At 59.4% G+C, this 20,292-nt stretch carries 22 protein-coding genes; 19 read left to right on the top strand and 3 right to left on the bottom strand.

Features of this window, described 5'->3' with window-relative positions; genetic code table 11:
* The first annotated feature begins 8 nt into the window (after positions 1-8).
* The 17 genes from tsaB to infB all read left to right on the top strand — a co-directional run bounded on the left by tsaB (position 9) and on the right by infB (position 17,307).
* Positions 9-650, top strand: a complete 642-nt coding sequence (tsaB, locus tag HXX25_RS11275) for a tRNA (adenosine(37)-N6)-threonylcarbamoyltransferase complex dimerization subunit type 1 TsaB (protein WP_187166006.1) — start codon at positions 9-11, stop codon at positions 648-650.
* Entirely contained in the window at positions 647-1,078 is a 432-nt protein-coding gene (gene rimI / locus HXX25_RS11270) for a ribosomal protein S18-alanine N-acetyltransferase (protein WP_187166005.1), read from the top strand. The genes tsaB and rimI overlap by 4 nt, the downstream gene beginning before the upstream one ends.
* A gap of 55 nt (positions 1,079-1,133) precedes the next feature.
* On the top strand, positions 1,134-1,556 hold the full coding sequence (locus HXX25_RS11265; protein WP_187166004.1) for a Fur family transcriptional regulator: 423 nt from the start codon (positions 1,134-1,136) through the stop codon (positions 1,554-1,556).
* 13 nt (positions 1,557-1,569) lie between these two features.
* A complete protein-coding gene (locus HXX25_RS11260) occupies positions 1,570-2,799 on the top strand; it encodes a TCR/Tet family MFS transporter (RefSeq protein ID WP_233346675.1) in 1,230 nt (409 codons plus the stop codon).
* A 67-nt stretch (positions 2,800-2,866) separates the two neighbouring features.
* Positions 2,867-4,237 carry a tRNA (N6-isopentenyl adenosine(37)-C2)-methylthiotransferase MiaB gene (gene miaB, locus HXX25_RS11255; RefSeq protein WP_187166003.1) on the top strand — a complete coding sequence of 457 codons (1,371 nt, stop codon included), beginning with the start codon at positions 2,867-2,869 and terminating at the stop codon, positions 4,235-4,237.
* A complete protein-coding gene (locus HXX25_RS11250) occupies positions 4,234-5,238 on the top strand; it encodes a PhoH family protein (protein ID WP_233346673.1) in 1,005 nt (334 codons plus the stop codon). Before miaB ends, HXX25_RS11250 begins: the two co-directional genes overlap by 4 nt.
* A 3-nt stretch (positions 5,239-5,241) precedes the next feature.
* Positions 5,242-5,706 carry an rRNA maturation RNase YbeY gene (gene ybeY, locus HXX25_RS11245; RefSeq protein WP_187166002.1) on the top strand — a complete coding sequence of 155 codons (465 nt, stop codon included), beginning with the start codon at positions 5,242-5,244 and terminating at the stop codon, positions 5,704-5,706.
* On the top strand, positions 5,703-6,563 hold the full coding sequence (locus HXX25_RS11240; RefSeq protein WP_233346671.1) for a hemolysin family protein: 861 nt from the start codon (positions 5,703-5,705) through the stop codon (positions 6,561-6,563). The genes ybeY and HXX25_RS11240 overlap by 4 nt, the downstream gene beginning before the upstream one ends.
* The gene (gene lnt, locus HXX25_RS11235) at positions 6,560-8,182 is read left to right on the top strand and encodes an apolipoprotein N-acyltransferase (protein WP_187166001.1); all 1,623 of its coding nucleotides are present in this window, start codon (positions 6,560-6,562) and stop codon (positions 8,180-8,182) included. The genes HXX25_RS11240 and lnt overlap by 4 nt, the downstream gene beginning before the upstream one ends.
* 104 nt (positions 8,183-8,286) lie before the next feature.
* A complete protein-coding gene (locus tag HXX25_RS11230; RefSeq protein ID WP_187166000.1) occupies positions 8,287-8,709 on the top strand; it encodes a helix-turn-helix domain-containing protein in 423 nt (140 codons plus the stop codon).
* A 100-nt stretch (positions 8,710-8,809) separates the two neighbouring features.
* On the top strand, positions 8,810-9,976 hold the full coding sequence (gene metK, locus HXX25_RS11225; RefSeq protein ID WP_187165999.1) for a methionine adenosyltransferase: 1,167 nt from the start codon (positions 8,810-8,812) through the stop codon (positions 9,974-9,976).
* A 14-nt stretch (positions 9,977-9,990) separates the two neighbouring features.
* A complete protein-coding gene (locus HXX25_RS11220; protein ID WP_187165998.1) occupies positions 9,991-10,944 on the top strand; it encodes a class I SAM-dependent methyltransferase in 954 nt (317 codons plus the stop codon).
* Positions 10,941-11,609, top strand: a complete 669-nt coding sequence (gene trmB, locus HXX25_RS11215; protein ID WP_187165997.1) for a tRNA (guanosine(46)-N7)-methyltransferase TrmB — start codon at positions 10,941-10,943, stop codon at positions 11,607-11,609. The genes HXX25_RS11220 and trmB overlap by 4 nt, the downstream gene beginning before the upstream one ends.
* A 129-nt stretch (positions 11,610-11,738) precedes the next feature.
* Positions 11,739-12,281 (top strand): ribosome maturation factor RimP, encoded by a 543-nt coding sequence (rimP, locus tag HXX25_RS11210; RefSeq protein ID WP_187165996.1) that lies wholly within the window; start codon positions 11,739-11,741, stop codon positions 12,279-12,281.
* Positions 12,278-13,993 (top strand): transcription termination factor NusA, encoded by a 1,716-nt coding sequence (gene nusA, locus HXX25_RS11205; RefSeq protein WP_187165995.1) that lies wholly within the window; start codon positions 12,278-12,280, stop codon positions 13,991-13,993. The genes rimP and nusA overlap by 4 nt, the downstream gene beginning before the upstream one ends.
* A gap of 14 nt (positions 13,994-14,007) precedes the next feature.
* Positions 14,008-14,607: an RNA-binding protein gene (locus HXX25_RS11200; protein ID WP_187165994.1), complete on the top strand. Its 600-nt coding sequence runs from the start codon at positions 14,008-14,010 to the stop codon at positions 14,605-14,607.
* A gap of 117 nt (positions 14,608-14,724) precedes the next feature.
* A complete protein-coding gene (gene infB / locus HXX25_RS11195; protein ID WP_187165993.1) occupies positions 14,725-17,307 on the top strand; it encodes a translation initiation factor IF-2 in 2,583 nt (860 codons plus the stop codon).
* A gap of 32 nt (positions 17,308-17,339) precedes the next feature.
* Here infB and HXX25_RS11190 read toward each other — a convergent pair whose 3' ends face one another.
* Genes HXX25_RS11190 through HXX25_RS11180 form a run of 3 tightly spaced genes read right to left on the bottom strand, consistent with a single transcriptional unit; the run spans position 17,340 to position 18,726 of the window.
* Complete coding sequence (locus tag HXX25_RS11190) at positions 17,340-17,717, bottom strand: hypothetical protein (protein WP_187165992.1); 378 nt, start codon at positions 17,715-17,717, stop codon at positions 17,340-17,342.
* Between the two features lie 37 nt (positions 17,718-17,754).
* On the bottom strand, positions 17,755-18,246 hold the full coding sequence (locus HXX25_RS11185) for a nuclear transport factor 2 family protein (protein WP_187165991.1): 492 nt from the start codon (positions 18,244-18,246) through the stop codon (positions 17,755-17,757).
* A 15-nt stretch (positions 18,247-18,261) separates the two neighbouring features.
* Positions 18,262-18,726 (bottom strand): nuclear transport factor 2 family protein, encoded by a 465-nt coding sequence (locus HXX25_RS11180; RefSeq protein ID WP_187165990.1) that lies wholly within the window; start codon positions 18,724-18,726, stop codon positions 18,262-18,264.
* Between the two features lie 180 nt (positions 18,727-18,906).
* Here HXX25_RS11180 and rbfA point away from each other — a divergent pair, with 180 nt between their 5' ends.
* The gene (gene rbfA / locus HXX25_RS11175; protein WP_187165989.1) at positions 18,907-19,332 is read left to right on the top strand and encodes a 30S ribosome-binding factor RbfA; all 426 of its coding nucleotides are present in this window, start codon (positions 18,907-18,909) and stop codon (positions 19,330-19,332) included.
* Entirely contained in the window at positions 19,332-20,288 is a 957-nt protein-coding gene (truB, locus tag HXX25_RS11170; protein WP_187165988.1) for a tRNA pseudouridine(55) synthase TruB, read from the top strand. Before rbfA ends, truB begins: the two co-directional genes overlap by 1 nt.
* Positions 20,289-20,292 lie beyond the last annotated feature (4 nt).

Genomic DNA, 20,292 nt, shown 5'->3' with positions numbered 1-20,292 from the left:
ATTTGCTGGTGATCGATACAACCGGTCCGGCCTGCTCTGTCGCGCTGCGGGTGCCGGGGCGGGCCGACCTTCTCTGTTCCGAAATCATGGCACGCGGACAGGCCGAGCGGCTGGCGCCGATGGTGGCCGAGGTGCTGGTGCAAGCCGGACTGACCCCGCGCGATCTAGACCGGATTGGCGTCACGACCGGTCCCGGCAGTTTTGCCGGAACGCGGGTCGGTGTTGCCTTTGCCCGCGGACTGGCACTGGCCACGGGGGCAGAGACTGTCGGCCTTTCCAATCTGGAATGGTGGGCGGTCGAGGCCGGGCTTGCCGATGGCGAACCCGTTCTTGTGGTTCACGACGCAAAACGGGGCGAGGTCGTGACACAGGTGTGTCAACGCGAATGTGCGAGACCCGCCGCTCTTACGCAGAGCATTGCCGACGCCCTTTCATGGCTTGAAGACAGGCAGGATACGACCGGATCGCAGGTAAAGCTGACAGGATCCGGTGCTCATCTTCTGGACAATGGTCCGGAGCGGGCGTCTCCCGGTTTGACGGCCCTGCTTGATCTGGCGGCCACTTCACAATCACCGTTCGATCCACCGAAACCATTCTATGCGCGCCCGCCGGATGCGAAATTGCCCGGTGGACATCGCCCCGAATTATGATCTCCGTCATCAAAAAAGACGCTTTCGGCGGCCTTGCCGATCTGCACGCCAGATGTTTTCCACGCGGTTGGTCCTCGACGGAGCTGGCCCAACTGGCCGCAGAGCCGGGCGTCATCGCCCTGTCAGCCGGGACGCCCCGCGCAGCCGGATTTATTCTGGTTCGTGTCGCGCTGGACGAGGCCGAAGTACTGACACTGGCAACGGACCCCGACAGACGGCGCGCCGGAATTGGCCGATCCCTTCTGGCCGAAGCTCTGACCGAGGCGCGGCATGCCGGAGCGAAGACAGCCTTTCTGGAGGTTTCCGATCAGAATGCCGCGGCCATTTCGCTTTACCAATCGGCGGGGTTTGTTCAGGGCGGGCGAAGGCGTGCCTATTATCCGGATGGATCGGACGCGCTGGTGATGGAAAAGACACTCGGCGAATAGACGTTTTGCCCGGAGCGGCTTATGTCTGGAGTATATCACTGCAAGGGGAATGTTCATGCCGGACCGGATCGAGAAAATCTGCGTTGAAAAAGGCCTCCGCATGACCGATCAGCGCCGCGTCATTGCGCGCATTCTGTCGGATGCCGAAGATCACCCTGATGCCGAGGAATTGCACCGGCGCGCCGCGGCCGAGGATGACCGGATTTCTCTGGCGACGGTGTACCGGACGGTTCGCCTGTTCGAGGAAGCCGGCATTATCGAGCGTCATGATTTCCGGGATGGCCGGGCCCGCTATGAAGAAGCCAGTGACGATCACCATGATCATCTGATTGATCTGCGCTCCGGCGAGGTCATTGAATTCGTCAATGAGGAAATCGAACGCCTCCAGGAAGCCGTCGCCCGCAAGCTGGGCTATCGTCTCGTCGATCACAGACTGGAGCTTTATGCCGTTCCGCTGAACGCCGACGAACGCAAGTAAAAGCGTTACAGCGTTGACGATTTCGCGCACTCCGGGCCGGAATGCTCTGGCCTTCATTTTTATTACCGTTCTGGTCGACATGATCGGCCTCGGGATCATCATCCCGGTTCTGCCGCAATTGATCATGGATCTGACGGGGCTGACGCTTGCCCGGGCCGCGCTCTGGGGCGGGGCGCTGGCGACGCTCTATGCCTTCATGCAATTTGTCTGCGCGCCGATTGTCGGCAATCTGTCTGATCGCTTCGGGCGGCGGCCGGTTCTGCTGTTCTCGCTCGCCGGTTTTTCGCTTGATTATCTGGTCATGGGGCTCGCCCCCGTTCTGTGGGTCCTGTTTGTCGGGCGCGTTCTGTCGGGGATTTTCGGTGCGACCTACACAACGGCCGGCGCTTTCATTGCAGATGTGTCGCCGCCCGAAAAGCGCGGGGCCAATTTCGGCCTGATCGGCGCGGCCTTCGGTCTGGGCTTTATTATCGGTCCCGTCATTGGCGGCGTGCTGGGCGAAGTCGATCATCGCCTGCCCTTCTTTGCAGCGGCGGCATTGGGTATGGCGAATTTCATCTATGGCTATTTCGTCTTGCCGGAGACCCTCGCCGAGGAAAACCGCCGTCCCTTCCGGCTTTTCAATACCAATCCGCTCGGCGCATTCTTGCAAATGCGCCAGTTTCCGATTGTCTTCGGATTGCTCGGCGCGCTGGCGCTTTTTCATCTGGGCCATACCGCCCTTCCGGCGGCCTGGGCCTATTTCGGAATCGAGCGATTTGGCTGGACGCAGCTGGACATTGGTATTTCTCTGGGGGTGGTCGGGTTTTCGGCGGCCATTGTCCAGGGTTTGCTGTCGCGCAAGATCATTCCCTTGCTGGGCGCCAAACGATCAGCGGTTATAGGCTTCGCGATCGCGGGCGCGGCGTATTGGGGCTATGCGCTGGCACCCAATGTGGCGATGCTCTACGTCATCATCGTCATCGGTGCGCTTTCGGGCATCGGTGGGCCGGCCCTGCAGGGCATCATGTCCAACCAGGTGCCGGGTAATATGCAGGGCGCGCTTTCCGGAGCCACGACCAGCCTTGCCTCCCTGATGACGGTGTTCGGCCCCGGGGTGATGACCTTCATCTTCTATTCCTTTTCGAACCGGGACGCGGCCGTCTATTTTCCCGGGGCCCCCTTTGCCCTTGCGGGCCTCCTGACGGCCTGTGCCGTTGTGATTATCGCACGGGTGATCGGACGAAACGCGGTCACAGCCTAGGCGGGGCTTGCGATTCCGCCCGCTTTCCATCATAACCCGCGCCTCTTTCAAGAAAGACGGGTCCACCATGGCGCAAAAGCGCAAGAAGCTCTTTATCAAGACCTATGGCTGTCAGATGAATGTCTATGACAGTGAGCGCATGCGTGATGTGCTCTCTCCACTGGGCTATGAGCCGTCGGACAAACCCGACGATGCGGATCTGGTGATCCTGAATACCTGCCACATTCGCGAGAAAGCGGCAGAGAAGGTCTATTCAGAGCTTGGCCGTTTGCGTCCACACAAGGAAGCCAAGGCCGGTACGAAAGATCCGATGACCATTGCGGTCGCCGGGTGTGTGGCGCAGGCTGAAGGCGAAGAGATCATGCGCCGCGCGCCGGTCGTCGATCTCGTCGTGGGTCCGCAAACCTATCACAAGCTTCCCGAGCTGATTGCGCGGACCCATCGCGCCCGAGGCGAGCGGCTGGAAACAGAGTTTGAACCGGTTGCCAAATTCGATGCGCTTGCAGGCGATCGCGCGGTTGAGGGATATTCCGCCTTCCTGACCGTTCAGGAAGGGTGTGACAAGTTCTGCACCTTCTGTGTTGTACCTTATACGCGGGGTGCCGAATGGTCGCGTCCGGTCGACCAGATCACCGCTGAAGCACGTATGCTGGCGTCCAAGGGTGTGCGCGAAATCACCCTCCTGGGTCAGAATGTGAATGCCTTCCACGGCGCGCCGCCTTCGGGACGCGAAGCGGAGGGCACCTGGGGGCTCGCCCGATTGCTACGCCATCTGGCGCTGATCGGGGGGCTGGACCGGATCCGCTATACGACGTCCCACCCCAATGACATGGACGATGATCTGATTGCCGCGCATGGCGATCTGGAATGTCTGATGCCGTATCTGCACCTTCCGGTTCAGTCCGGATCGGACAGGATTTTGCATGCCATGAACCGGAAGCACACGTTTGAAAGCTATGCGCGCGTGATCGAAAAGGTCCGCGCCGCGCGTCCGGACATTGCCATTTCCGGTGATTTTATCGTCGGCTTTCCGGGCGAAACCGACGCCGATTTCGAAGCGACGATGCAGGGCGTGCGGGATATCAATTACGCATCGGCTTTCTCGTTCAAATATTCCCGACGTCCCGGCACGCCAGGCGCATCCCTGCCGATGCAGGTCGATGATACAGTTGCCAGCGACCGTCTGGCGCGTCTGCAGGCGTTGCTGATGCAACAACAGACGGCCTTCAATCAGTCGCAGATCGGGATGCGGTTGCCGGTGCTTTTCGAGAAAACCGGGCGCCTTGCGGGCCAGCTTCACGGCCGTTCGCCCTATCTTCAATCCCTGCATTGTGAAGCGCCCGCCGAACTGATTGGTCAGATCGCCGAAGTCACGATTACGGACGCCAGCCAGAATTCGCTGACCGGCCGTCTCAACGCAAAGGTCGATGCCGCTTGACCGCCTCACGCACCAGAAAATCCCGTTCTGCCAAGCCCCGCAAAGAGCCCGTCGAAACGCTTCATTTCGACGATAGTGACCGCGTGCGCCTTCTGGCCGGAGCGGGTGATCGCCATCTCATCATGATAGAAGAAGAGATTGGTGTGCGGCTGGCCGCGCCCGGCGGCGGCCAGATCCAGATATCCGGCGCCGAGCCCAAAACCCGGCTGGAAGCCAAGCGGATCATCAATCGGCTGTATACGCGTCTTGAACAGCAAATGGCTTGTGATGAGGCAGATGTGCGTTCGGTTCTGACCCTTGATGACAGTGAGGCGGCGCTGGCCGATTCGACCGTTATCCGTGTGCCGCGCGGTGCCAGTTTCATGGCGCGCACCCCGCGGCAGGCCGATTATATTCGCGCATTGAACGATCCGAAGAGAACCGACCTGATCTTCGGGGTCGGGCCTGCCGGAACCGGAAAAACCTTGCTGGCGGTGGCCTATGGTGCCGCGCAGCTGGCACAGCGATCTGTCGAACGTCTGATAATCACCCGCCCGGCAGTGGAGGCTGGCGAGAAGCTCGGCTTTCTTCCCGGTGATCTGGCGGAAAAGGTCGACCCTTATCTTTTGCCCGTTTGGGACGCTCTGACCGATGCGCTGGGCCGGACCCAGATGGAAAAATTCCGCGAAGACAAGCGCATTGAAGTCGCGCCCCTTGCCTTCATGCGGGGCCGGACGTTGAGCCGGGCCATCGTCATTGTCGACGAGGCCCAGAATGCGACCCGCGCGCAAATGCGTATGGTGTTGACCCGGCTGGGTGAAGGCTCGCGCATGATTGTAACCGGTGACCCGACCCAGACGGATCTCGATAGCCGTCAGCCGTCCGGCTTGCCCGAAGCGCTGGACATTCTGGACGGTGATCCTGCGGTTAAAATCATTCGCTTTGAGCGTAAGGATGTTGTCCGCCACAATCTTGTGGGCCGGATTGTCGATGCCTATGAACGCCGGGATGCGGCCCGATAAGCCATGACGCCGTCATTTGACCTGATTGTCGATGCTGAGAACTGGCCACCGGAAGATGAGCTTTTGCGAGTGGGCGGGCAGGCCATTTCATCGTCTCTGGCGACGCTGGGCCTTGAGTCCTCTGACGCGTTTTGCCTCCTGTTTACAGACGATGCCGAGATGCAGGCGTTGAATACGCAATTCCGGGACAAGCCGAGCGCGACGAATGTGCTCGCCTTTCCGGCGGCTGCGAGCGATGCCGGATTTCTCGGCGATATCGCCTTGGGGCAAGAAACGGTCTTTCGCGAGGCGAAAGAAAAGTCTATTCCGGTAATCCACCATATCGCACATCTGGTTGTGCATGGATTCCTGCATCTGCAGGGCTATGATCACCAGACGGAGGCAGAAGCAGAGCAGATGGAATCCCTAGAGCGTCTGGCGCTCCAAAACATGGGCATTGCCGACCCTTATGAAGGAGATCAGCAGTGAGTGACGACGCAGCCGGCCGAAGTTGGGGTGCGCGTCTGGCGCGCATGATGGGCCGTGAATCGAAAACGGACGCCAGCCTTCCCGATGGCAATGGCTTTGCGGCCAATGTTCAGCTTTTCAATGAGATGCAGGTTGCGGACGTGATGGTCCCGCGCGCCGACATTGTTGGCATCGAAGTCAACACGCCGCTTGGCGAGCTGATTCCGGCATTCGCCGAGGCGGCACATTCCCGCCTTCCGATCTATCGCGAAACACTGGATGATCCGCTGGGCGTCGTGCACATCAAGGACGTGATGTCGCAACTGGTCCCGATTGTGTCCGAGCCCAATCAGGGCTGGGCTTCGCGTCAGATACTGAAAGACATTCGCCGCCCGCTTCTGTTTGCCCCGCCCTCGATGCGGGCGATTGACCTGCTATTGCGTATGCAGGCGCGCCGGATGCACCTGGCGCTGGTCGTGGACGAATACGGTGGCACGGACGGATTGGTGACGCTGGAGGACCTGCTCGAGCCGATCGTGGGTGATATCGAAGACGAGCATGATGACGAGGCGACGCCCGGCATTGTTCCGAAAGGCAATGGTGTCTGGGTTGCAGATGCGCGCGCGACCATCGACGAGCTGGAACAGATAGCGGGTCAGACCATTCTCGACGAGGGCGAAGATGATGACATCGACACGCTCGGCGGACTGGTTTTCATGATTGCCGGGCGGATCCCCGAACGCGGTGAAATGATACTGCATCCGGGCGGCTTCGAATTCGAGGTTCTGGATGCCGATCCGCGGCGTATCAAGCGGCTGAGAATCCGAAAAAAGGGCCGCCGGTCCAGCAAGGACGAGAGCAGCTGGGAGCCGGCATGACGGCGGCCTTGCGGCTTCGGCAGTTGCTTGATCAGCTGGCTCCTGTTGCCCTGCGCGATCGCCTTCATGCGCTTCCGCCATATAAAGCCTGGATCGTGCTGGCGGCGCTGGGACTGTTTTCAGGACTGTCGGCTTCGCCCATACATTTCTTCCCTTCGCTGGTTGTCGGGCTGACAGGCCTTGTCTGGATGCTGGATCGGTCGATGGACATGAAAAAGCCGGGTCTATCCGGGTTCTGGCGGTCTTTCCTGTTTGCCTGGGCGTATCTGGGAATTGGCGTCTTCTGGGTGGCTTTTGCCTTCTGGAACCGGGGCGGCGTTTATGTCTTTTTCGGACCTCTGGTGGCGATTGGCGGAGGGGCGTTTCTTGCCGCCTTCTGGGGCGTGGCCGGGGCTGTTTATGCCAAGCTTAACCTGCGTGGGCCGGTTCGGGTTCTGGCCTTTGCTGTGCTGTTTCTGGCAGCGGAAGCTGCCAAGGGTCTGCCCTTCACCCAGTTTCCGTGGAATTTGCCGGCGCATGTGTTTCCGGCTGGCGGTGCGGTCTCCCAGTCTGCGGCCTGGTTCGGCGCCTGGGGGCTCAGCTTTCTGGTCCTGCTTCTGTTTGCCAGCCCGGCGGCGCTTGCCGGAAGGGGCGGTGAGGTTCAGCGCCGGTTGCCGGTGATGATCAGTCTGCTTGTGCTGGCGGCCCTCTATGCCGGGGGCACACTCCGGCTCGGCCAGGCTGAGGTCACATATCAGCCCGATGTGGTTTTCCGGCTCGTCAATGTCGATATCGATCAGCAGGAGAAATGGGCGCCGGGTGGCGAAGATGTTGTCCGGGCTCGATATCTCGAACTTACAGCGTCCGATGGCATCGACGATGTCACACATGTGATCTGGCCGGAGGGTGCGCTCCCGCTGTTTCTGATCGAGGACAGTGCGTCTATCTCGGCCTTGACGGAAATCCTGACACAGGATCAGGTCTTGCTGGCCGGCACGCCACGCCGCGAACGCGCCGGGGATGGCGGCGTGCGATACTATAACGCTCTTGTCGCGATCCGCTTCGCGGAAGATCGGCCACGTGTTCTGGGCCTTTATGACAAGGTTTTACTGGTCCCGTTTGGCGAGTTCATTCCGCTGGGAGAGGTGATTTCCTCGTTCGGTGTCCGGTCACTTCAGGAAAGTGTGGAAGGCTATTCACACGGGTCTGAATTCATCACGCTGGATGATACCGGTGCACCGACTTTCTTTCCAATGATCTGCTATGAGGCGGTTTTCACGGGCATCGTCGAGCAGGTTGCCGTTCGTCCGGACTGGATACTCAACATTTCAAATGATGCCTGGTTTGGCCCGACGGCGGGGCCGAGACAGCATCTGAACAGTACGCGCTATCGCGCCATTGAAACCGGCTTGCCAATAATCCGCTCGGCGTCGCGCGGGTTTTCGGGCGTCGTCGATACGTACGGCCGCATGCCGGTGAGAATTGACCGCAGATATAACGGGATCACCGATATCCGCCTGCCAATGCCGGGTGCTCCGACACTTTATTCCATTACTTCAGGTGTATTGTTCTGGCTGTTCTATATCTTAAGTATATTCGTGGTTTCTGCGATTGTAATACGTGAGCAATTACGTAAATGAAAAAATTTTGCGGCGTCTGTAAATATGCCTAGTCTTACAATAAATTTAGGTTACTTGATGCCCCAAGGGGACTGTCATAATCATATCATAATCGGGGGATTGCCATGAAACGAAACCCGCGCGAAGCCAATTCAATTGATGCCCATGTCGGATCTCGTGTCCGGCTGCGACGGCAATTGATGAAGATGAGCCAGGAAAAGCTTGGCGACGAGCTTGGCGTTACCTTTCAGCAGGTTCAAAAATATGAACGGGGGGCCAACCGCATTGGTGCCAGCCGCCTTTTCAGCCTGGCAAATGTTCTGGATGTGCCGGTCAATTTCTTCTTTGACGGTTTGACCGGCGTGGCGGCGACGGGCGTCGCTGAAACGGAACAAAGCCCGATTGTCTACGATTTTATCCAGAGCCCCGACGGCGTTGCTCTGGCGGAAGCCTTCTCGCGGATCAAGACGCCGAAAGTGCGCCGCCGTGTGCTGGAGCTGGTCCGCTCGCTCGCCGATGAAGACGAAGCCGAAAATGGCGGCGACTGACAAATCTGCCGGAAATTGCTGACATCTGGTTGCCAGCCGGGCTGGAAGCGCGTAATCGGCACATCATATAAAGACATCTTTATATGAAAGGCGGAGCGCTGTGAGTCGGAAATCCTATATCTTTACCTCGGAAAGTGTTTCAGAGGGTCACCCGGACAAGGTCTGCGACCGTATTTCGGATGCTGTCGTGGACTTGTTTCTTGGCCGTGATCCGGAAGCCCGGGTCGCATGCGAAACCCTGACCACAACCAACCGCATTGTTCTGGCGGGTGAGGTCAGATCCTCCACCCCCGTCCATCACGACGAGATCGAGGGTGTGGCCCGCGCCGCCGTGCGGGACATTGGTTACGAACAGGACGGCTTTCACTGGCGCACGGCCGAGTTCAGCAATTACCTGCACGAACAATCCGCCGACATCGCCATGGGCGTGGATGCGTCGGGCAACAAGGATGAGGGCGCGGGCGATCAGGGTATCATGTTTGGTTATGCGACCGACGAGACACCCGAACTGATGCCGGCGCCTATCCAGTATTCGCACCAGATTCTGAGAGAAATGGCCCGCCAGCGTAAAACCGGTGAACGTCCGGAGTTTGAGCCGGATGCCAAATCCCAGGTGACGCTGCGATATGAAAACGGGCAGCCCGTTGGCGTGACGTCGGTCGTCGTCTCCACCCAGCACAAAGACGGATATAGCCCGGGCGACATACGCGAGCTGGTTCGCCCGATCGTTCAGGGCGTCCTGCCCGAAGGCTGGTTTCCGCCGGACGACGAGTTTTACGTCAATCCGACCGGCAATTTTGTCATCGGCGGTCCCGATGGCGATGCGGGTCTCACTGGCCGCAAGATCATCGTTGATACCTATGGCGGGGCCGCACCGCATGGCGGCGGCGCCTTCTCCGGCAAGGATCCGACGAAGGTTGACCGCTCGGCCGCCTATGCCTGCCGCTGGCTGGCCAAGAATGTTGTTGCTGCGGGTCTGGCAAAAAAGTGCACGATTCAGGTGTCCTACGCGATCGGCGTCTCGAAGCCGCTTTCCCTCTATGTTGACTTTCATGGCACCGGCCATGTCGAAGAGCCGCGTGTCGAGGATGCGTTGCGGCAGATCGCCAATCTGTCACCGCGCGGCATTCGCGAGCGATTGGGCCTTTCCCGGCCTATTTACGCACGGACGTCCGCTTATGGTCATTTCGGCCGGCAGCCGGACGATGATGGTGGCTTCTCCTGGGAAAAGCTCGACCTGGTCGACCAGCTCAAGGGCCTCGCGTGAGGGCGCTTTGAGCCGTGGACATTGATGGACATCTTTTTCTGGTCGATACGGTCGCGAAAATGCACCGTTATCTCCGGGTGTCAGGATGGTTCCATCACGAGGAATCACGGCTCACCGGAATTGATCTGAAAGATATTGATGCCCTGTCGGCCGATATCCGGACCGGATTTGATCATGGCGGCGTGTTGCCGGACCTCGGGCCGGGGAAGGGTTTCAGTGTTGAAATCTTGCTGCGCGAGGATGAATTTCCCGAGGCGGGCAAGCTGGTTTTCAGAACAAGTCTGGATGCCGAGCTGACGATTCGATTGACGGACCTGATTTCGGATCGCCGCGGTCGCAGTGAGGGCAGTCAGACATTCCGTCATTTCCGCGATCGTGTAACCATGACACCCGGATGCCGCTTGCTGGATGTGGGCGGCCGTGACCGCAGCGAGGTCGGCGATCGCAAGGAGTTTCCCGGCGCCCGGGTGACCGTGGTCGATGTCTTGCCGGGCCCACGGGTCGACGTCGTTGGTGATGCGCATGAAATGAGCGGGCTGTTTCCAGCAGATCATTTTGATTTTGTGCATTCGAGAAGCGTGTTCGAGCATTTGCTGATGCCCTGGAAGGTCGCGCTTGAAATCAACAAGGTTCTGAAGCCGGGCGGGCTGGTCTTCATCTCCACCCACCAGACCATTGGTCTTCACGATCAGCCCTGGGATTTTCTGCGTTTTTCCAGGGACGCCTGGCCAGGCTTTTTCAATCCGGCGACGGGGTTTGAAATTATCGCGGCATATGAAGAAGCACCGCAATTCATTATTCCCTGGTTGTGGAGCGAGGGAAAACGTTTCGCGGAAGCATCGGTCGGCTTCGAGGCGTCGGGGGTCCTGGCGCGAAAAACAGGTGTTTCCACCCTCGATTGGCCCGTAAAAACCGCCGATATCATTGAAACCGCCTATCCTGACGTTCCGGATGGCAATCGATCATGACTGACAGGCTGCGTACGTTCGGGCGGACCAAGTCGCGGACCCTGTCGGACCGTCAGCAGGGGCTTGTGGATGATCTGCTGCCGCAAATCGGTATTCCGGCTTCCGGGCCGGTGGACCCGGCGAAGCTGGTCCCCAGCAAGGCGGCCCATGTGCTCGAGATCGGCTTTGGCGGCGGTGAACATCTGACCGGGCAGGCGGCCCGCAATCCGGACATCGGATACATGGGCGTCGAGCCCTTCATCAACGGCGTTGCGAAAGCCCTGACCCAGATCGAGGAAGGCGGGCTTGAAAATGTGCGTCTTCATGAGGGCGATGCCCGAGACGTGATGGAGCGCATGCCGGACCAGTGTCTGGACCGGATTTTCCTTCTCTTTCCCGATCCGTGGCCGAAAATCCGCCATGCCAAAAGACGTTTCGTGCAGAACGAGACCGCGGCCGAATTTGTGCGGCTATTAAAGTCGGGCGGAAACCTGCGCGTGGCGACAGACGTCAAAGCCTATGCCGATCATGCCCTGTGGATATTGCGGCGAACGCCGGGCCTGGAATGGCAGGCGGCAGCGGCTGCGGATTGGCGCGATCCGCCGCCCGACCATCTGACCACGCGCTACGAGACCAAGCAGCTCGGCGATTGCGCGCCGGTGTTTTTTGATTTCCTGCGGGTGTGACCATGTTCTTGCGCTTTCGGGCTTAACCGCGTATATCCCCCTCAACACGTTCGATTAGCGCTGGATTGCGCTTATCGGCGGCTCCTCACCGGGGCCGCCGTTTTTATTGGCTGATACGGAGGGCCGCCCTTGCGCACCCGCACCGCAACGGATGAGGCGATATTGACACTGGCTCTGCCTGTGGCCGAGGCGCTGGACATGGAAATTGTCCGCATTCGTGTGAAGTCGGGGAAGACGCAGATCGTTCAGATCATGGCGGAAAAGTCGGACGGGACGATGAATGTCGAGGATTGTGCGAAGCTGTCGCGCGGCCTGTCAGACATTCTGGAAGAAACAGACCCGATCCGGGGCGAATATACGCTTGAAGTATCGTCGCCCGGTATCGACCGGCCCCTGACCATGCCCGCGCATTTCGAGCGCTGGGAAGGTTTCAAGGCCAGGCTGGAACTTGACCGTCTGGTTGAGGGACAGAAACGCTTTTCCGGGCAACTCGCCGGCTTCGAAAATGGTTCGGTGCTGATAGACTTGCCCAAAGAGGACGAAACGGCGCTGATCCCCTTTGACTGGATCGCGGATGCCAAGCTCGTTCTCACCGAAGAATTGATCAAGGCCGACCTGGCGGCGCGTGGTGCGCCAACCGGCTCGGACGAAGCAAGTGGAGACACGCCATGAATATCGGCGTCAGTGCAAACAAGACCGAGATGCTCGCTATTGCCCGGGCTGTGGCACACGAAAAATCGATCGACGAAAGCATCGTCATCGAGGCCATTGAAGAGGCGATCGAGAAAGCGGCCCGCTCGCGCTATGGTGCCGAGCTGGATATTCGGTCGAAGATTGACCCGAAGACGGGTGAAATGTCTCTGACACGGCATACCACTGTCGTTGAAGAGGTTGAAAACGACGCTCAGGAAATGAGCCTTGAAGACGCAAAGAAAATTGATGCCAATGCTGAAATCGGGACGGTCTTCTCCGAAGAATTGCCGCCGATCGAATTCGGCCGTGTGGCGTCCATGGCGGCCAAGCAGGTCATTACGCAGAAGGTGCGTGATGCCGAGCGCGAGCGCCAGTACGAGGAATACAAGGACCGCGTTGGCGAAATCCTCAATGGCATTGTCAAACGTGTCGAGTACGGCAATGTCTTCATCGATATGGGCCGCGCCGAAGGGATTATCCGCCGCAATGACGGGATTCCGCGCGAGAATCTGAAGAATGGCGATCGCGTTCGCGCCTACATCTATGATGTGCGCCGCGAGACCCGCGGACCCCAGATCTTCCTGTCACGCGCCCACCCTGACTTCATGGCCGCCCTGTTCGCGCAGGAAGTGCCGGAAGTCTACGAAGGCATTATCGAAATTCCGGCCGTCGCGCGCGATCCGGGTTCACGCGCCAAGATTGCCGTGATTTCCAATGACGGTTCGATCGATCCGGTGGGTGCCTGCGTCGGTATGCGGGGCTCCCGTGTTCAGGCGGTTGTGTCCGAGCTTGCGGGCGAGAAGATCGATATCATTCCGTGGAATAATGATCCCGCGACCTTCATCGTGAATGCGCTGCAGCCGGCCGAGGTTTCCAAGGTTGTCCTGGATGAAGAAGACCAGCGTATCGAAGTTGTTGTGCCGGATGACCAGCTGTCGCTGGCCATTGGCCGCCGCGGGCAGAATGTGCGTCTGGCGTCGCAGCTGACAGGCTGGTCAATTGATATCCTGACCGAGCAGGAAGAATCCGAACGCCGTCAGAAAGAATTTGCCGAGCGGACCGCCATCTTCATGGATGCGCTGGATGTGGACGAGGTGATCGCGCAGCTTCTGGCAACAGAAGGCTTTGCGAGCGTCGAAGAGCTGGCTTATGTCCAGCTTGACGAGATTGCCGCGATTGAAGGCTTCGACGACGATACCGCTGTCGAAATCCAGACTCGCGCCAAGGAGCATCTCGACAAGGTCGCGTCGGCGCAGGACGCCAAGCGGACCGAGCTGGGTGTCGAGGACGCATTGTTGCAGATTGACGGTGTTGATCTGCCGATGGCGGTCAAGCTGGGCGAGAATGACGTCAAATCAGCAGATGATCTGGCCGGCTTCACGCCGGATGATCTGCGCGGCTGGTTCGAGACCCGGAATGGCGAACGCGTTCGCGAACCGGGCATTCTTGAAGAATTCGAACTGTCTCAGGAAGATGCCGAAATGCTGATCCTGAAGGCGCGTGTCGCGGCGGGCTGGATTTCTGAAGACGATCTGCCCCAGCCGGAAGTCGAAGAGGCTGAAGACGGCGCTGAAGACGAAGGCGAAGTCGACATTGCCGATATGGACCTTGATGCCCTTGAAGCCGAAGCGGCTGCGCTGGGTGTCGATCTGGACGCGCCGGTCGAGGACGCAGAAGAGGTCAAGGACTGAGCCGAGAAACGGACATGCGCGAGCGGCGCTGCCTTGCCAGGGGAGTGAGTGGCCCGGAAAGTGGATTGATCCGCTTCGTGGCTGATCCCGACGGGAGAGTGGTGCCGGATATCGCCGTCAAATTGCCGGGCCGCGGGGCCTGGGTCAGTGCCGACCGCGCCTCGGTCGATCTGGCGGTAAAGAAGGGCAAGCTGGCGCGCGCGCTGGATGGCGCTAAAGCATCGGCGGGCCTGGCAGATGAGGTGGAAATGCTTCTGGCGGCACGCGCCCTGTCCCTGATCGGACTGGCGCGAAGAGCCGGAGCGCTGGCGACGGGGATGGACGCAGTCCGCCTGTCGCTGAAGGCGGCGCGTCCTGCCTGGCGCATCGAAGCCAGTGATGGCGCGGCAGATGGTCGTGGCAAGCTGGACCGGCTGGCGAAGGCCGCGTGGGGTGATATTCCGGTCGCAGGATGTTTTTCTGCTGCCGAACTGGGACAGGCTGCAGGGCGCGATAGCGTGGTCCACGCAGCCCTCTCCGGCGGACCGCAGGGGCGGTCTTTTGGAGAGGTAATGCACCGGCTTTCAGGCTTCCGGATCATCGATCCGGCGAAGAATGCGGGTGAGAGTGGTTGAATCCGGCCTGAAGCTGGCTAGTTTAGCGGGCTTTCAAGCCTTGATGACTTGAAAACGGGACGTTGGTTGATCGGCCGCCAGCGATAGTCCCGGAATAGGCCGTGTTGAAAGGTTCGCATGAGCGACAACGACGATCGTAATCAGGGTGGTTCCGGCCGCCGGCCTCTTTCGCTGAATCGCGGAGGGTCAGGCACCGTGCAGCAAAGCTTTGCGCGCGGCCGCTCCAAATCTGTGGTGGTCGAGAAAAAACGCAAGCGCGTGGTCGGCCCCCAATCTGGCGGAAACCCGGCCGCTCCGGGTAAACCGCAACCGGGCGCAACCCAGCGAAAGGGCGAAACGCCGCTGGCGGCCAAGGCCCGCGAGCTCGGCCTGTCCGAAGAGGAATTGGTCGCGCGGCAGCGCGCCATTCAGCGCGCGCGTGCCGAGGCCGCCCAGAAAGATGAAAAGCGCAAGGAGGCTGAAGCCGAGCGCTCCAAACGTGCCGAAGAAGAACAACGCCTTCTCGAAGCCAAACAGCGCCGTGAAGCGGAAGAGCTCGCTGATGCCGAACGCCGGAAAGCCGAGGCCGAAGCTGAAGCGGCTGCCGCGGCGGCAGCGGCGGCAGCGCCCGTTCCAGTCAAAGGCGATCCGGACGACGTGGCGCCTGCGCGCCGCGAAGCGCCCAAGCCCAAAGACAAGAACCAGGATCGCGATATTGATGATGCCGATTCCATGCTCGAAGCCATGGGTGGCCGCGTCAAGAAGAAGGGCGCTCCGGGTCCCGGACGTGCCGCTCCCGAAAAAGCCCGCGCGAAAGCTGATCATGGACGCCGCTCCGGCAAGCTGACCATTCAGAATATTCTGGATGGCGACGAAGACCGTCAGCGTTCGCTCGCCTCGGTGCGCCGCGCACGGGAACGCGAAAAGCAGCGCCGTCAACAAGGCGGCGATCGCGACAAGATTCAGCGCGAAGTCGTCCTTCCCGAGGCCATTACGGTTCAGGAACTGGCCGTCCGGATGGCCGAACGCGCTGCCGACGTCGTCAAATACCTGATGAAGCAGGGCCAGATGGTCCGCGTGAATGACGTGCTCGATCTGGATACAGCCGAATTGATCATTGAGGACTTCGGTCACATCGCAAAACGCGTCTCCGAATCGGACGTCGAAGAAGGCTTTATCGCGGACGATGATCCCGAAGATAGCAAGCAGCCGCGTGCGCCGGTTGTGACCGTCATGGGTCACGTCGATCACGGCAAGACATCGCTTCTGGATGCCCTGCGCGCCACGGACGTTGTTGCCGGTGAAGCGGGCGGGATTACCCAGCATATCGGCGCCTATCAGGTGAAGCTGAAATCGGGTGACAAGATTACCTTCCTCGACACGCCGGGCCATGCGGCTTTTTCCGCGATGCGGTCACGCGGGGCGATGGCGACGGATATCGTGATCCTCGTGGTCGCGGCCGATGACGGCGTCATGCCGCAAACAATCGAGGCCATCAAACACGCTCAGGCGGCCGGTGCACCGATTATCGTTGCCATTAACAAGATGGACCGCGAAGGGGCTAATCCGCAAAAAGTGCTGACCGATTTGCTTCAGCATGAAGTGGTCGTTGAAAGCATGGGCGGCGAGACGCAGGCGATCGAGGTGTCCGCTCTGAAAAAGACCGGCCTTCAGGAACTGACCGACGCCATCACGATGCAGGCGGAATTGCTGGAGCTGAAAGCCAATCCGGATCGGGCCGCCGACGGGGTGGTGGTTGAAAGCCAGGTCGAACAGGGCCGTGGTTCCGTGGCGACCGTACTGGTCAAGCGGGGCACGCTGAAGCGCGGTGATATCGTTGTGGCCGGGGCCCAGTGGGGCCGCGTGCGTGCCATGATTGATGAGCGCAATCAGCAGCTCAAGGAATTGGGGCCATCCCAGCCAGCCGAAATTCTGGGTCTGGACGGGGCGCCTGAGCCGGGCGAATTGTTCTCTGTCGTTGATGGCGAAGCGCGCGCCCGCGAAATCGTGGATTACCGTCAGCGTCAGAAGCGCCAGTCGACGTCAGCCGCCGGTGCCGGTGGTGCGTCTCTGGAGCAGATGCTGGCCCGTCTGCAGTCGAGCGATATCCAGGAGATGCCGCTGGTGGTGAAGGCCGATGTTCAGGGTTCGGCAGAAGCCATTGCGCAATCGCTGGAGAAGATCGGCAATGACGAGGTGAAAGCCCGTGTCATCTATGGGGCCGCAGGCGGCGTCAATGAATCCGATATCCTGCTGGCCAAATCGTCTGGCGCACCGGTTTTTGCGTTCAATGTGCGGGCCAACAAGCAAGCCCGTCAGATGGCCGAGGCCGAAGGCGTCGAGATCCGCTATTATTCCATCATCTACAATATCCTGGATGATGTGAAAGCCACGCTGGAAGGCATGCTGGCTCCGGAGAAACGCGAAACCTTCATCGGTTATGCGGAAATTCTGGAAGTCTTCAATATTTCCAAGGCGGGCAAGGTGGCCGGTTGCCGCGTGACCGAAGGCGTTGTGAAGCGCGGGTCGGGCGTGCGCCTGCTGCGCGATGATACGGTTATCCATGAAGGCAAGCTGAAGACGTTGAAGCGCTTCAAGGACGAAGTGCCGGAAGTCCGTGCAGGCACGGAATGTGGCATGGCCTTCGAGAATTACGAAGACCTTCAAAAAGGCGATCTCATCGAGTGCTTCGAAGTCGAGGAAGTCGAACGCAAGCTCTAATGAGAAAAGCCCCGCTCCGGCGGGGCTTTTGTCTAGTTGAAACTCTGTCGGCGACAGAGCAGCACTGCAGTGCCAGCTTGTTGCGTGCGATTGTGAACATTTGCAGGCCACGGAATGGTCCTAACCGGAGCGGCGTTGCCATCATAAAAGAGCTCGAGGGTCAGCATCCCGGGATATTCACCCTCATTGTGTGCTCGCAATGTGAATGCTGTTGCGGAGCCCTCATAGATAAGTCGCACGGGCCCTGCGTTCCGTTCAATCAGCCGGCCTTCTCCATCTTCAAGATTAACCCACTCGCCGGTAACATCATGATGGTTGCGGATGATCTCAAACTGTTCTACGGCGCAGCGAATTTCATGAATATCGGCGGCTTGCCCCTGGACTAGAGCGGCCAGAATGAATGGAATCATGAATGCCTCTTACTTGACCAATGGCAATCTTATTTCATCATTCTTCAGAGACCAAAACTTGCTCAGCACCCTCATAGTCAGCAAAGTCGTATTGCTCGACCACAAGCCCGTCGCGCATGTGGATGACGGTCGTTTGGGCTGCCGACCAGCGAAACACCATGCCCTCTTGCTGAACCGGATAGGTCGCATTCACGCGGCCCATGAAGACATAGCGATCATTGCTTTCAAACACCGTGTCCCATTCAAAATTGAGTCCGATCGGATTGTTTTGAGACGCGAATTCACGAAGCGCGGCCATGATTTCATCGCGGCTGTGATGCGCCAGGCCCGCTTCACCCAATCCGGTTGCTGTCGGATCTACGAAGACGACATCTTCGGCCATATAGGCTTCCATGGCATCGAACTCTGCGGCTGAATAATGTGTCATGTAGGCGTCCACGATCGCACGGGTTTCGGCGTCTGAATTCTGGGCGGACGCCGCGACTGACAAAAGCAGACCCCCGGCGACAGCCAACATGATGCTTTTCATTCTATTCTCCGGGTATCAGTTGGATTCGAGGCGGACCGCGCCGTCAAAATCGGTATAATCGCGATGTTCAACCAAATGGCCATCGGCGACGGTTACAATGGTTATGATCGGAAAATCGTATCTTGCCCCGTTCTGATAGGTCACAAGAACGCTGCCGTCATAGATCACACGGCCCGGTGATTCATAAACGCGGTCAAAACTGTACTCGGCCCCGGCCAGGCCCCAGCTGGATATGCCCGAGATGATGGCGTCTGCTCCGGTCCAGTTGATCGGTTCGCCGAAATTCTCCCGCCCGAACGAGGTCGGATCAATGAAGACGGACTCATGGGTGAGAAGTCCTCGCGCGGCATCAAAATCCTGTGCCTGATAAGCGGTCAGCCAGGCATCTGCTATCTGTCGTGAAGGGGTGGAGTCCTGAGCAAGAGTGTCGGCCCACAGGCACCCCAAACAGAATAATAATCCCGAAAACAGAAGTTTCATGAAACACACTCCTCTGATGCTGGTGGTAGCGTGCGATCAGCACACAACCCAATCACAAAATCGCGAAAATACTGGCAATTACGTAATGCTTGCGTTGGCGGGCCTGAAGCGTTAGACCGCGCGCCCTTCTGCATAACGAATGCGCCGGTTCGATTCCGGCCCTTCGAGAACGAGGTTTTCATGTCCCGCCACGGATCGCCCCAAGCGGGTGCCAAAATGCCATCCCAACGCCAACTTCGCGCCGGCGAGCTGATCCGCCACGCCCTGGTCGATATCCTCCAGCGCAAGGAATTGCGCGACAGTGATCTGACCGGCGTCGATATCACGATCACCGAGGTCCGCGCCTCGCCCGACCTGAAGAATGCGCGCGTCTATGTCGCCCCCCTCGCACAAGGTGACAAGGAAAAGGTCGCCAAGGCGATGAATCGCTGCGCCAGTTTTCTGCGCGGACAGCTGGGCCGTGAAATTGAAATGAAGAATACGCCCGAGCTGCGGTTTGTGGCCGATGACAGTTTCGATCAGGCCAGCCGCATTGACGATTTGCTGGCGAGCCCGTCTGTCAAACGGGACCTTGATCCGGGTCTGGCTGATGAGGGCGATGACTGATGGGCCGTCGCAAGAAGGGGCAGGATGTTCATGGCTGGGTCTTGCTCGACAAGCCTCTGGACATGACGTCGACGCAGGCGGTTTCTGCGGTGCGCCGGTTGTTCGACGCCAAAAAGGCCGGTCATGCCGGCACGCTTGATCCGCTGGCAACCGGCATGCTGCCGATTGCGCTGGGCGAGGCCACAAAAACCGTTCCGCTTGCCCAGGACGCGACCAAGACCTACCGCTTCACCATTCGCTGGGGTGTATCTACCGATACGCTGGATGCCGAGGGCGCGGAGACGGCAACGTCCGATGTGCGGCCGGATGCAGAGGCCATTCGTGACGCCTTGTCAGACTTCGTAGGTGACATCGAACAGATTCCGCCAAAATACTCGGCTATCAAAATCGATGGCGAGCGGGCCTATGATCTTGCCCGCGCCGGGGCGGAGGTGGAGATCGCCGCGCGGCCGGTTCACATCGAGCGGCTGGAGTTGATCGAGACGCCCTCGCCTGATGAGGCGGTCTTCGAAATGGATTGCGGCAAAGGCACTTACGTTCGCGCCATTGCCCGTGACCTGTCGGCCAAGCTTGGCACGGAAGGGCATATTTTCCGCCTTCGCCGGACAGCGGTCGGCGTATTTGAAGAGTCTGCTGCCATATCGCTGGACGAATTGGCAGATTTGGCCCATAAGGGCCGCGCTTTTGAGGGGCTTGCCCCGGTTGAGACCGCGCTGGACGACATCCCGGCGCTGGCCGTAACCGGAGAAGAGGTTTCTCATCTGAGGCAAGGGCGGTCCATCGTCCTGCTCCCGCGCATTGCGCAGGAGCTCCGTGCCCAAAGGCGTCCTCGTGATCTTTCCGGAAAAGACGGGTCTCGAATGGCGGTCGCGATGCACGGCGAGATGGCGGTCGCTCTCGGAGACGCACAGGCGGGAAAATTCGTTCCGTCACGGGTCTTCAACCATAGCATCTAGAGCC

Origin of the sequence: Hyphobacterium sp. CCMP332 (assembly GCF_014323565.1) — a bacterium.
Taxonomy (GTDB): Bacteria; Pseudomonadota; Alphaproteobacteria; order Caulobacterales; family Maricaulaceae; genus Hyphobacterium.
This window is presented reverse-complemented; position numbering and strand designations above follow the sequence as displayed.